Below are 12,129 nucleotides of genomic sequence, written 5' to 3' on the forward strand. Positions count from 1 at the left end.
CCCAGCCGGGCGGCTTTTTTTTGAGCAGAGTTTCTCATCAGCGCGCAGGCTGGCCCACGCTTCGCCGTAACCATCAAGGCAGCCATGGGGCGGTGGGCGAGAAGGCGGGGATGAGGAGGGGCGAGCCAAGGGGGTGGTGGTGGAGGAACAGGGTCGGGTGGGACCCAAACGTCGACGGCCCGGAGCCCCAGGTTCCGGGCCGCGATGCTGCGCCGGATTCAGTTCTCAAACGCCCTGCTTTGAACTCACTGCTCTTCGGTGGGGTTTTCTTCGAGGCGGGTCAGCGGAAAGCTGTACTTCGCTGTCTGGCTTATGCCGCGCTCGATCTCAGTGAAGCTAGCGCTGCCGTCGAGATAGAGCAGATTCACCCGATCGTTTTCGTTATGAAAGTTGGCATCCCACGGCGCGTCCAGAAGGCTGTAATACCACTGTGTGTCTCCCGTCAGCACGATCTGGCTGTGGGGTAGTTCGATATCGGGGGCTCCAAGGACTCCGGGGCCGCCCGGGTTCAGGTCACGATCTCGGAAGCTCTGATAGAGCAGGTTTCCATTCATGATGTAGCTGTTACCAAAGAAGTCGACGATGTGGTGTCCCTGCGTGGGACCGGTGCCGCCCGTGGCGTTGCGGATATCTCGTCCTAGCGGGCATCGGTAGATGTCCATGGCTGGGCCGGGCTCGTGACCGGCTCCCACATAGTCGTTCAGGGGTCGTCTCGGCTGGACATCCAAGCGGTCATCATTGCGCCAGATGGTGTCGGTCCCATGAAGCCCGCCGTAGGTCCACTGCGTCTGCTTCCAGACACCACCGAACTCAGGGAAGCGATCGTCCCAATCCATCCAGTAGGCCTGCCAGCCCATACCGATCTGCCGGAGGTTGGTGGCGCAGGCGAGGGTCTTCGCGGTCTGTCGGGCCTGTCCAAGAGCTGGCAGGAGCAGCCCCATGAGTGCCGCGATGATCGAGATCACCACGAGCAGCTCGATCAGCGTGAAGCCCCGCCTGGATCGATAAGAGCCGGCTCTGTCTGTCATCAAACCACCTCGACCAGAACTAAAAAACCGCCGGGCAGCCCCTGAGTAAAGGTAAGGGCAGCCCGGCGGGGGTCAAGATAATCTGGGTTGATCCGGGGGTAATCCCCGCTTCTGGCTTAGAAATCCAGCACCAGGGCGATGCGGTACTCGAAATCGTTCCGCTTCGAGCCGGCTTCGACGTTGGTGTCGTACTCGTTCTCGACGCCGATCCGCAGGCTCAGGCCCTCAGCGGCGTCCATGGCGATCACCCAGTCCACCGCCGTCAGGTTGCGGAACTCACCCAGGTCTTCGAGGCTTGGCAAGATGTAGTTTGAAGCCACCAGGTCCTGGTTCTCATTGATATCCCACTTCCATTCGACGCCGATCACGCCTTCAGGACGCAGGTCGTCGGGTGAGATTTCCTGGATGAGACCGGCACCGGCACGTCCGTTGACTTCGTGTTTCTCGTCTTTGAAGATCTCGTAGCCGGCACCGCCGTAGCCACTGATGCGCTGTTCGTAAGACTCGAACTGATCGTACTCGTATTCTGCAGAGGCCCAGTAGAAGTACTTCTGGTCGGGGATGAGCCAGTCCTTGAGCACCCGGGCAGTAAACTCGTTGTCGACGTTCTCACTGTCTTCCGTGCCGTAGTCGTACTTGAAGTCGATGTCCCAGCGGTCGGTCTCGTCGGCGTAGTTGAGCTCGAGTTGGGCAAAGAAGTTCAGCTCGGTCGTGTTGCCTTCCTGGCCGTCGATGCCAAGCGTGAACCGCCGGTCCCAGCCTTCGAGGAACTCCGTGCCGAAGAGGCCTTGGGATTCTTCGTCCTGAGCCATCACCGGGGCCGAGCAGAGGGGAAGGCCAACGAGAGCGGCCGCCAACATCATCCTTGAACGCATAACACAGGTCTTTCTCAATAAAGGGATCAATAAGGCCCGGCTCACACATGAGGCGGGTGGGTAAGCGTAAGTCGGTCTTAGTCGCCCTGCTTGAACAGGTGCACGTCCATCTGCGGGAACGGAATGCCGATGCCGGCCTGATCGAGCTCAACCTTGGCGGCCCGGGTCAGCTTCTCGCGAACGGCCCAGAAGTCCGAGGCATTCACCCAGACACGCAGGGCCCAGTTGATCGACGACCCGCCCAACTCCAGCAGGTAGACCTGAGGAGCCGGGTCTTCGAGGATGCCGTCGACGCTGTCGATGGCCTTCTGCAGGATTTCTCGGGTCTTGTCGAGGTCGGCGCTGTACTCGGTGCCGACGGAGACGTCACAGCGACGCGTCGGATGGTGGGTGATGTTCTCGATGGTGCTGCCGAAGACCGAGCCGTTGGGCACGATGATCCGGCGGTTGTCGGGCGTATCGAGGGTCGTGCAGAACAGGTCGATCTCGAAGCACTTACCGGTGGTCCCGCCGACACTGATGACATCCCCGACCTTAAAGGGCCGGAAGACCAGCAGCATCACGCCCGAGGCCAGGTTGCCAAGCGTGCCCTGGAACGCCAGGCCGATGGCGAAGCCCATCGCGGCGATCACGGCGGCAAAGGCCGTCACTTCGACGCCCGCTGTCTGGAGTGAGGTCAGACCGCCGATGAGGACGATCAGCCACCAGGCCATCTTGCCGAGGAAGCGGGTCAGGGTTTCATCGACCTTGACCTTACGCATCGCGGCCTTGGTGATGCTCGAGACCGCGCTCGCGACAAAGAGCGTGATGACCAGGATCACGATGGCCGTGATGATGGCGGGCCCGTACTGGAAAGCCATGTCCTGCCAGACCGTCGGGTCGGTGTAATCGGTCTGAGGGGTGGCTTCTTCCGGGGTAACGCCCGCGTCAACAGCTTCGGCCGCTTGGGCCAGTATCCACACCATGTTCATGTCTGTTCCCTTCCACGTAAGTGGTGATATTTCGCAGAAATATCACCGAGGAGGAACCAAAGGTCAAGCTGGGCAGACTGGGATTACCGGGTTGCTCGAGGCATCTAAAAAACAGCCGCTGGACTTTTGTAAGTCCAGCGGCTGCGATGAATCAGAGTTTTGAACCGGATCGCTTAGCGACGACGGGTCAGAGCCAGGCCGGCGAGACCCAGAAGGGCGGCCGAGGCGGGCTCGGGGACCACTTCGACAACGACGTTGTCGATGATGCCGAACGAAGCATTGAACGGATCGAAGGCCGAGACGCCGTCGTAGATGTTGGCGGTCTCGCCACCGGCGACGGAGCCGAAGTAGTCGGCGTAGCCCATGAAGACGTCACCCGAGGTGAAGTCAGAGCCGGCGATGGTGATCAGATCGACGCCATTGATCGAAAGGGTCGTGTCGTCGCCGAAGGACTCGACGCGGATCGTGACCCACTCTTCAGCCATCCTGCCATCAACGCCGACGGCCGACTGAACCAGGGCGCTGTTCTCGTCGAGAGCCTGGCCGACGAGGTACTCGTTAGAGCCAGCGACGGTGGCGTAGGGGGCGTAGTCGTTGCTGATGTCCGAAGCGGTGGTGACACCGAAGTGGTCGGCGTAGGTCGCCGAAGCCTGCCAGGGGCCGCGATCGGTCGCATTGGCGTTCACACCCATCAGCACGTGCTCGGAGGTGCCGCTCACGTTGTTGACGCCGGACCAGAAATCGAACTGGATGGCGTAGTTGGCACCGGGGGTGATGTTCGGGAACAGGTAAGCGCCGCCGGTGCTGCCGCCGACGACATCGTTGGCAGCCAGCAGGATGCCGACCTGTGAGCCGCCGTTGGGGGCGGTGCCGATGTCCGCCGAAAGACGGCCGGCGACGGAGTAGTCAAAGCCGTACTCGACGTAGGTTTCGCCGAACAGCAGCTCGGTGTAGAGGCCCGAGGTGCCTTCGGTGTCGGTGAAAAGGGCGGCCTGAGCCGAACCAGCGGCGGTCAGACCAAAAGCAGCGGCAAGAGCAATCTGAGTCTTCATCAATTCTTCTCCCTTGGGTGGATAGAGAAACACAGGCTTTCAAAAATAAGCCAGACAGGCCACACGCCTGCTCTCGGCAACGACCCCCTTAAGATGGGGTAGGTTGACAAACTAGCCAACCATTAAGTCCTTAAATTGTAACATCTTAAGGATGCCACCGGGCTCGGATGATGCAAGTCTTCGCTAAAAAAAAGCCCGAACCTCGCAGGGAGGTTCGGGCTTGTTCGTTGTAACGGGATCGCTCGATTAGCGACGACGGGTCAGGGCCAGGCCAGCGAGGCCGAGCAGGGCGGCCGAGGCGGGCTCGGGGACCACTTCGACAACCAGGTTGTCGTAGACGCCGAAGTTCTCAGGCAGTGAGACGGAGCTGAAGACATCGGCGTAACCGAGGCTCATCAGGCCGTCCAGCGAACCAGTGTAAACACCATCGATAACGGTCGTGCCGTTGTAGGCAACCTGCACACTGCCCTGGTTGACAGTCAACTCGACGGTCACCCAGTTGTTGCCCGGGCTGCCAGCCACGGTGTTTTCCGGCTCGGGGAAGATACCCTGATAAAGAGCAGCGGTACCGTTGGCACTGCCAGCGAGATAGCTGGGATCAGAGCCAGGGACCGTCAGAGGACCGCCATTGGCCGAATCAAGGAACCAGCGGTGGTCAGAGCCAGAGCCGCCGTCACCCGTAAACGAGTGGAACATGCCGGAGCCAGCAATCGGCAGGAAGATGCTGTTGGCGGTCGCACCATCACCGGAGACACCGATGTTTGCGTACTCGGTGGTGCCCGAAGTACCAACAAAGTTCATCCAGACATCGACCGTCACTTTATAACCGGGGGCGCCAGCCACCGCGGTGTTGTGGAAGGCCGTGATGGCTGAGCTGGAGCCGTCGTTGTCATTCGCGGTGAACTTAAGACCGGAGGTATCGCCAGGGTTCGAGCGTGGCGCCAGAGGGATACCCGCGGCAACGTAGTCAAAAGCAAAGGTCGAGGTGTTGTCGCCATCGGAGCTGACCACGGTGTAGTTGGCCGAGCTATCAACCTCGAAGTTGTCGGTGATGAGGGCGGCACTCGCCGAACCAGAGGCGATCAGGCCGAGAGCGGCAGCAAGAGCGAACTGAGTCTTCATAATCTTCTCCCTAACAGGAACAGAGGAACAGGTGGTACACAGCCAATAGGACATTAATAATCAGTCAGTGCCATAAACCTCTGGCACTGCTAGCTCAAAGCATAGACGCCTTTTGTGAGCAGGCAAGTGAAAGAATCAGAATGATCTGAATTCATGGTCGCAAAATCAGACTCAGTCTGAGACGTTGGCAACCCCAGGGAAGCTGGGCAATCTGTCAGGCCGTCTGAAGCGAGCCCAGCCAGCGTGCCCGCGTCGTGCTGGGCTCGGCGTCCGGCTCGGCGTGCTGGATAGCGGTCGCCAGCAGACCCATGAACATCGGCTGCGGGTCCAGCGGCCGGCTCGTCAACTCCGGATGGAACTGGGCCCCGATGAAGAAGGGATGCTGGCTCGTCGGCAACTCCAAGATCTGCATGATCGGCTGGCTCGGGTGCTTTCCGGAGAAGACCAGCCCGTGCTTCTCCAGCGTCTCGATCTGCCGGGGGTCGACTTCATAACGGTGCCGGAACCGCTGGCGAACCGTGAACGGGCTGGTGGCAGGTCGGTCCGGGTGGCCAAAGAGATGGGCCGCCAGCGTCCCCGGCTCGATGAGCACGTCCTTGCCGCCGAGCCGCATGTTGCCGCCAAGGCCCTCGATCTGCTTCTGCTCGGGCAGGATGTCGATCACGGGGGTCTCAGCCCCCGGATCGAACTCGGTCGAGGAGGCCCCCACGATCCCGCAGACGTGCCTGGCGTAGTCCACCACCGCCATCTGGAAGCCCAGACAGATACCCAGATAGGGCAACCCCGTCTCCCGGCAATGGCGGACGCAGGCGATCTTCGATTCCGTCCCACGCACCCCGAACCCGCCCGGCACGATGACCGCATCCAGACCCGCGAGCTGCTCAGGGATCTCCTCGGCCCCGTACTTGGTCGTATCGATCCAGCGGATATCAATTTCGGCTCGCAGCCGCGCCGCGCTGTGTTCCAGAGCCTTGTCGATCGAGGCGTACGCATCCCTGAGCGAGGCGTACTTGCCGGTCAGCCCGATCGTGACCCGGTGCGTGCGCTTGCGCTTGATGTCCGCCACGAACTTGCGCCACTTTTCCCGCTGGTCGTCCTCATGGACCTGATCGACACGGCCGTGCAGGTCGAGAATCGACAGGATCTCGCGATCGAGCCCGGCTTTGCGCAGCGACTCGGGGATCGTGTAGATCGAATCCCGATCGTGCATCGAGAAGACCCGGTTCAGCGGGACGTTCGAGAACATCGCGATCTTCTCGCGGGCCGAATCCTGCACCGGGCTCTGGCAGCGGACCGCCACAATGTGCGGCTGGATCCCGGCCTCCATGAGCTTCTTCAGACCCAGTTGGGCGGCCTTGGACTTCTGCTCGCCCAACGCCGGCGGCTCGATGACGTAGGTCAAGGCCACGAAGGACACGGCACCGGGCCCTTCTTCGAACGCCAGCTGACGCATGGCCTCGATGTAGAAGGCGTTCTCGTGGTCGCCCACCGTCCCACCCACCTCGATGCAGACGAGATCGGCATCCTGCTTCATCGCCAGCTCGCGGACCATCATCTTCACCTCGCCGGTGACGTGCGGGATCATCTGCACGTCCCGGCCGAGATAGCCGCCGTTGCGCTCCTTATCCAGCACCCGCCGGTAGATCTGCCCCGAGGTCGTGTAGTTGTCGGCGATCAGGTTCTGGTCAAGCATCCGCTCGTAGGTGCCGAGGTCCATGTCGGTTTCCATGCCGTCATCCAGCACGAAGACCTCGCCATGGCGATAGGGATTCAGCGTCCCGGAGTCGATGTTGAGATACCCCTCCATCTTCAGCGGCGCGATCTTGAGACCCTTGTCCTTGAGCAGCTTGCTCAGCGACGAGGAGAAGATCCCCTTGCCCAGACCGGACATCACCGTCCCCAAAACCACGAGATATTTGTGCCGGCCCTTCACGTACCCGCTCGGAACCGGGTTGAAGAACTCCGATTCGTGAGACTGCCGACCGGCTTCCTCAAGCAGTGAATCGGAAGGCGGGGTGACAGACGACGCGGGGTGGTTCCGTGAGTGGGGCATGTCCGATCGTAACACGCATGGTGGGTCCGAGACAAGAGCCCTCTAACCCTAAGCAGGCTTATCCCGGAATCCAGATTTTTCTCGACTTGATCACCATCACGTGCGACGGCAGGGTTAGCTCGCTCTCAGTCTTGAGGTAGAAGAACAGCCCACGCACCGAGGTCAGATACTGATGGTTCGTCGTGAAGAACCCGCCGGTCGATTTCACCACCAGGGGCTCATCGGCCAACTCCAGCAGGGTCAGGAAGTCCTCGGTGTCCACCTGCACGATGGCTCCTGAGGCCTTGATGGCGTTGGCGATCGCCGCTTGGTGAGCCGCTATGGCACCGGCACCGGCTCCAGCTGCTGCATGGCTCATACCTGACCACCTTTCACACGTTCGATAAACGCCGCGTACTGCTCTTGCGTATCGATCCCGAAGCAGGCGTGCGCAACTTCGATCAACCGGATCGCGTACCCGTGCTCCAGCACCCGCAACTGCTCCAGCGACTCCGCCTGCTCGGCCTGGGTTGGCGACAGCCCCGCATACGTCGGCAGAAAGTGACGCCGGTAGGCATAGATCCCGTGATGAAGCAGCACCCTTGGCTGGAAGCCTGTCCGATCGTAGGGAATCGCCGACCGCGAGAAATAGAGCGCCCGGCCCTGTTGATTGAGCACCACCTTCACATAGCTCGGGTCGTTCACATCCAGGTCACCGGGAAACACTGAGCAGGCCGAGGCCATCGGCGTCGCCCGGCTGTCCTCGTCCGCCAACGCCTCAGCGAGCTTGTCGATGGTCGCCGGGTCGATCTCCGGTTCGTCTCCCTGAACATTCAGAATCACCGCATCCGGGTCCAGCCCGCCATGCTCGGCCTCGATGTGCTCAACGGCCTCAGCGATCCGTGCCGTCCCGTTCGGATGATCGGGGTCGGTCATGATCGCCTGTGCCCCAGCGGCCTGAGCCGCTCCGACGATCGCGGGATCGTCCGTCGCCACGGCCACCAGATCGATGCTTTGGGCCTGCAGGGCTCGTTCGATCACATGAGCCACCAGCGGCTTGCCGGTCGCATCGGCCAGCGCTTTACGCGCGAACCGTGTCGAACCGATCCGTGCCGGAATCACCGCGATGCGTTGGAGCTTTGCCATCCCCACATGATGACAGGTCGGTCGAGGGGCAACCACTCGGGTATCCCCGGGTTGTGACTCGATTCAGTCTGCCGACGCTTCGAGCGTTTTCGTCAGCTCCCGGATCTGCTCCATCCGCTGCTGGATGTCCCGGTAGCCGATGTCGGTCTGGAGCAGGCCCGAAGCCACCTTCTGCGCCTCCCGGGCCGCCGCGACGTTCTTGTCATTCTCCGCGACATGGCTCAGCGCGTCCATCAGCAGGTAACGCAGGTCCATCGCCAGCCGGTCGTCCTGCAGCTTGTGCGATTCGATCCCCGCCCGGAGTGTGTCCACCGCCTCCTCGTACCAGGTCTTCTTGAGGTAGCACTGCCCGAGGAACAGGTGCGCCTGAGACCGATGCTTCGCGTCCCCCTTGGCCTGCTGGAAGGCACCAATCGCGTCGTCATAACGGCCGGCCTGAAACAGCCGACGACCGAGCTCGTACCGCAGGCCCATGTCGGTCGGGTAGTTCTTGACCCGCTCCTCGAACTCGCCAAGCTCGAACGCCAGCCGGGCTTTCTGGTGCTCCTGATAGGCAGTGGTGTCGGCCTGCTCCTTGCTGGCAGCGGCCTGCTTGAGCCGCCGGCCCTGCCGGCCCATCTGCTTCATCCGCACGTCACCGGCACGCATCTTGAACCGGTACTGACCGGCTTCCTCCCACGCCTTGGTCAGCAGCTCGATCGCCTCGTTCTCGTGCTCCTCTTCCTCGGTACGGAGCAACGCATCAACCAGCTTCGACATCCTGTCCGTGTCTTCGGGCGTCTCTTCCCACTCCGCCCGACGCTTGCTGATCATCTGCTCCTGCTCGGACTCGCCCATCCGCAGTTGCTGCTCGGCTTGCTGGGCGTTCTGCGCGTCCGCATCCTTGAGATTCGCACGGAAATCGCCCTCGCCGCCCTGACCGAAGCTGCCGCCGGAGATCATCTTCTCGGCTTCGAGGTTGCGCAGCTGGTCGAAGAGCTTCTGGTCGTTCGGGGCCACCGCGATCGCTCGCTTACAGGCGTCGACCGCTTTGTCATAGGCCCCGATCTTCGCGAACTCGGCCTGCAGGCTGAGGTAGAGCCCCTTGTCGGGCTTGGTGTTCGAGTTCTCCATCGCGTTGACGCCCATCCAGTAGGCGATCTCGGCGAGGTTCGTGTCCTCATCCTCCTGCTGGTCCGCCTCGACCGCCAGCTTCATCACATCCCGCATCAGCTTGGCGTCCAGCGGGCTCATCGCCCACTTCTTCTCCGCCGCCAGCATCTTGTCCAGTTTGCCAGAGCCTCCCCCCAGCTTGGTCCCGAACCCCGCAGGCTTACCACCCGCCAGCTTGCGCTTCAGGGCCACCTCACGCAGCAACTCGTGCATGTTCATGTTGGCTGGGTCGTGACGCAGACCGTTGATGTAAAGATCGATGGCGTAGTCATAATTACCGGCCGCTGAAACAGTTGCCGCGTGCTCAAAGAAACGGGAGGCCTTGCGTGGGTCACGGGCCGACGCCGCGCTCGGCTTGGCTTCGTCGCCACCCCCACCCGACATCTTTTTCTTCAAGCCGTCGAAGAATCCCACAGGTCAACTACCCCTATCCATTGGAGAGATCGCCGGTCACTAAAGTGCAATGTAGGCCCCGAGCCAGCCGCCAGCAAGCCAATCCTGCTCGCCTCTGGCTCCCTGAGGCCTTGCCAGCTAAACTGTTACGTTCGCTCTATGACGCACCGCCAGCCGTAAGGAGGCCCTAACGATCAACGCCAGCACCCTGCATACCGGCACGCCAACCGAGGCTGGTTCAGCCTCATCCCGCACCCAGACCAACACCCAGGGCTCGGTGCGGAGATTCATGGAAGACAACTTCTTCCACTTCAACAGCCGGGAGCTGATGCAGGCCGCGAAAGCCTACGAGGTCCACATCAACCAGGGCGGGCGCATGTTCGTCACCCTCGCCGGAGCCATGAGCACCGCACGTCTTGGCCGGATCCTCGCCCGCATGATCCGAGCTGGCAAGATCCACGGCATCTGCTGCACTGGGGCCAACCTGGAGGAAGACCTCTTCCTCCTGCTCGCCGGCAACGACTACGAAATGTGTTCCGACTACCGCGACCTCGGCACTCAGCAAGAAGCCGACCTTCTCAACCGCGGGATGAATCGCGTGACCGACATCTGCATCCCCGAGCACGCCATGCGCACCCTTGAGCGATCCCTGATCCGACGCTGGATCACCGCCGACGAAAAGGGCCAATCCTTCTTCCCCCACGAATACCTCTACGACATCATCCGCTCCGGCGAACTCGAAGGCGACTACCAGATGGACCCCAACGACAGCTGGGTCATCGCCGCCGCCGAGCACGATCTGCCCATCTACACCCCCGGCTGGGAAGACTCCACCACCGGCAACTTCTTTACGGCCCTCCGTATGAAGGGTCAGATCGAGTCACACCGCGCCGTCCGCTCCGGCACCGAGCAGATGGAGCACCTCGCCAATTGGTACCGCGAGAACGCAGCCCCCCAACCCGGCATTGGCTTCTTCCAGGTCGGTGGCGGGATCGCCGGCGACTTCCCCATCTGCACCGTGCCCATGCTTGTCCAGGACCTCAAGGAAGAAGATACCCCGCTCTGGGGCTACTTCTGCCAGATCTCCGACGCCGTGACGAGCTACGGCGGGTACTCCGGTGCCGTCCCCAACGAGAAAATCACCTGGGGCAAACTCGCCCCCGAAACCCCCAAGTTCATGATCCAGAGCGACGCCACCATCGTCGCTCCGCTCATCTTTGCCTACGTCCTCGGCGACTGAGCGGTAAAGTCCCAGCATGCTCGGGACCCTCGCCAGCCATCTCGCCCTCGCCGCCGTCGCCACCGCCGTCGCCGGCCTTGTTGTCCTGCGGATCGCCCACAGGCTCTCACTGATCGATCAGGCTAATGAGGCCCATAAAGCCGCCTCCGCGCAGGTGCCCAACGTCGGAGGCGTCGCGATCGTCTTCGGCCTGACCGCGGGTCTGATCCCTTTGCTCTTTGCCAGCACCCCGCCAGAGCCCTGGCTGCTCTGGACTCTCGCAGCCGCCATCACCCTCCATTTCCTGGGCCTCATCGACGACCGCACGACACTCTCCGCCCCACTGAAGCTCGCCGTCCAGGCCGCCGTCGCCATCACACTCACAACCGCCGCCGACATCCGTGTGCTGACCCTCCTCGACGACCTCGTCCCCTTCGGCTACGGGCTAAGCATCCTGATCTCCACACTCTGGATCATCACGATCTGTAACGCCATCAACTTCCTCGACAACATGGATGGCCTCTCCGCCAGTGTCTCAACGGTCGCCGCTCTCGTCTTCGCCGCCTCCGCCACCCTCGCCGGCCAGACCGACGTTGCCATCCTCGCCGCCGCGCTCGCTGGCGGCTGCCTGGGTTTTCTGTTTCACAACGCTCCCCCGGCACGGATGTACATGGGAGACAGCGGGTCTCTCCTCCTCGGGCTGCTGTTGGCCGTGATATCTATTCAGATCACCTACCTGGCCCCAGGAGCCCTGGGGGAGCTGGCAGCCGATCCGCTCACGACCGAGGTAGGGAACCTGCAGAGCGAAGCAGGGGGGTGGCACGCGGTCCTCACGCCCCTGATCGTCCTGGCCGTGCCGCTCTATGACTTCTTAAGCGTCGTTATCCTCCGCCTGCGAGCCGGCCGCAGCCCCATGTCACCCGATCGGAATCACCTTTCACACCGGCTCGAACGGCTCGGCCTCTCCCGCCCAACCACCGTCGCGCTCATCACCCTGCTGACGCTGGCCACCGGGCTGTCCGCCGTGACCCTCGCCTCTCTCTCCGGAAACCTGGCCCTGATCGCAGCCGGCCAGACCCTCGCCATCCTCGGCCTGATCGCCATCTTCGAAACACTCGGCCCCGACTCCCGCTAAGACG

At 62.1% G+C, this 12,129-nt stretch carries 11 protein-coding genes; 2 read left to right on the top strand and 9 right to left on the bottom strand.

Annotated features, from left to right (window positions below; all coding sequences use genetic code 11):
- Positions 1-245: 245 nt before the first annotated feature.
- The 9 genes from ACQZAB_RS08910 to ACQZAB_RS08950 form a co-directional block, all read right to left on the bottom strand.
- Positions 246-1,028: a type II secretion system protein gene (locus ACQZAB_RS08910; RefSeq protein ID WP_428389038.1), complete on the bottom strand. Its 783-nt coding sequence runs from the start codon at positions 1,026-1,028 to the stop codon at positions 246-248.
- Positions 1,029-1,144: 116 nt separating this feature from the next.
- A complete protein-coding gene (locus tag ACQZAB_RS08915; RefSeq protein ID WP_428389040.1) occupies positions 1,145-1,903 on the bottom strand; it encodes a DUF481 domain-containing protein in 759 nt (252 codons plus the stop codon).
- Positions 1,904-1,980: 77 nt separating this feature from the next.
- On the bottom strand, positions 1,981-2,874 hold the full coding sequence (locus ACQZAB_RS08920) for a mechanosensitive ion channel family protein (protein ID WP_428389042.1): 894 nt from the start codon (positions 2,872-2,874) through the stop codon (positions 1,981-1,983).
- 173 nt (positions 2,875-3,047) lie between these two features.
- Positions 3,048-3,926 carry a PEP-CTERM sorting domain-containing protein gene (locus ACQZAB_RS08925; protein WP_428389044.1) on the bottom strand — a complete coding sequence of 293 codons (879 nt, stop codon included), beginning with the start codon at positions 3,924-3,926 and terminating at the stop codon, positions 3,048-3,050.
- A 246-nt stretch (positions 3,927-4,172) separates the two neighbouring features.
- Complete coding sequence (locus ACQZAB_RS08930; protein WP_428389046.1) at positions 4,173-5,048, bottom strand: PEP-CTERM sorting domain-containing protein; 876 nt, start codon at positions 5,046-5,048, stop codon at positions 4,173-4,175.
- A gap of 214 nt (positions 5,049-5,262) precedes the next feature.
- The gene (locus tag ACQZAB_RS08935; RefSeq protein ID WP_428389048.1) at positions 5,263-7,101 is read right to left on the bottom strand and encodes a CTP synthase; all 1,839 of its coding nucleotides are present in this window, start codon (positions 7,099-7,101) and stop codon (positions 5,263-5,265) included.
- A gap of 58 nt (positions 7,102-7,159) precedes the next feature.
- Positions 7,160-7,459 (bottom strand): hypothetical protein, encoded by a 300-nt coding sequence (locus ACQZAB_RS08940; RefSeq protein WP_428389050.1) that lies wholly within the window; start codon positions 7,457-7,459, stop codon positions 7,160-7,162.
- Positions 7,456-8,226, bottom strand: coding sequence for a 3-deoxy-manno-octulosonate cytidylyltransferase (gene kdsB, locus ACQZAB_RS08945; RefSeq protein WP_428389053.1), 771 nt, complete (start codon positions 8,224-8,226; stop codon positions 7,456-7,458). The genes ACQZAB_RS08940 and kdsB overlap by 4 nt, the downstream gene beginning before the upstream one ends.
- Before the next feature lie 63 nt (positions 8,227-8,289).
- Positions 8,290-9,774, bottom strand: a complete 1,485-nt coding sequence (locus ACQZAB_RS08950) for a tetratricopeptide repeat protein (RefSeq protein WP_428389055.1) — start codon at positions 9,772-9,774, stop codon at positions 8,290-8,292.
- A 286-nt stretch (positions 9,775-10,060) separates the two neighbouring features.
- On the opposite strand from ACQZAB_RS08950, the gene ACQZAB_RS08955 reads away from it, so the two are divergent.
- Both ACQZAB_RS08955 and ACQZAB_RS08960 read left to right on the top strand, forming a co-directional pair.
- On the top strand, positions 10,061-11,011 hold the full coding sequence (locus tag ACQZAB_RS08955) for a deoxyhypusine synthase family protein (RefSeq protein WP_428390151.1): 951 nt from the start codon (positions 10,061-10,063) through the stop codon (positions 11,009-11,011).
- Between the two features lie 16 nt (positions 11,012-11,027).
- Positions 11,028-12,125, top strand: coding sequence for an MraY family glycosyltransferase (locus ACQZAB_RS08960; protein ID WP_428389057.1), 1,098 nt, complete (start codon positions 11,028-11,030; stop codon positions 12,123-12,125).
- Positions 12,126-12,129: the final 4 nt, after the last annotated feature.

Origin of the sequence: Mucisphaera sp., from assembly GCF_965279675.1 — a bacterium.
Taxonomy (GTDB): Bacteria; Planctomycetota; Phycisphaerae; order Phycisphaerales; family Phycisphaeraceae; genus Mucisphaera.

Excerpts from the sequence above, each read along its gene's own strand:
- ACQZAB_RS08910 (WP_428389038.1), bottom strand. The coding sequence starts at position 1,028 with ATGACAGACAGAGCCGGCTCTTATCGATCCAGGCGGGGCTTCACGCTG.
- ACQZAB_RS08915 (WP_428389040.1), bottom strand. The coding sequence starts at position 1,903 with ATGCGTTCAAGGATGATGTTGGCGGCCGCTCTCGTTGGCCTTCCCCTC.
- ACQZAB_RS08920 (WP_428389042.1), bottom strand. The coding sequence starts at position 2,874 with ATGAACATGGTGTGGATACTGGCCCAAGCGGCCGAAGCTGTTGACGCG.
- ACQZAB_RS08925 (WP_428389044.1), bottom strand. The coding sequence starts at position 3,926 with ATGAAGACTCAGATTGCTCTTGCCGCTGCTTTTGGTCTGACCGCCGCT.
- ACQZAB_RS08930 (WP_428389046.1), bottom strand. The coding sequence starts at position 5,048 with ATGAAGACTCAGTTCGCTCTTGCTGCCGCTCTCGGCCTGATCGCCTCT.
- ACQZAB_RS08935 (WP_428389048.1), bottom strand. The coding sequence starts at position 7,101 with ATGCCCCACTCACGGAACCACCCCGCGTCGTCTGTCACCCCGCCTTCC.
- ACQZAB_RS08940 (WP_428389050.1), bottom strand. The coding sequence starts at position 7,459 with ATGAGCCATGCAGCAGCTGGAGCCGGTGCCGGTGCCATAGCGGCTCAC.
- kdsB (WP_428389053.1), bottom strand. The coding sequence starts at position 8,226 with ATGGCAAAGCTCCAACGCATCGCGGTGATTCCGGCACGGATCGGTTCG.
- ACQZAB_RS08955 (WP_428390151.1), top strand. The coding sequence starts at position 10,061 with ATGGAAGACAACTTCTTCCACTTCAACAGCCGGGAGCTGATGCAGGCC.
- ACQZAB_RS08960 (WP_428389057.1), top strand. The coding sequence starts at position 11,028 with ATGCTCGGGACCCTCGCCAGCCATCTCGCCCTCGCCGCCGTCGCCACC.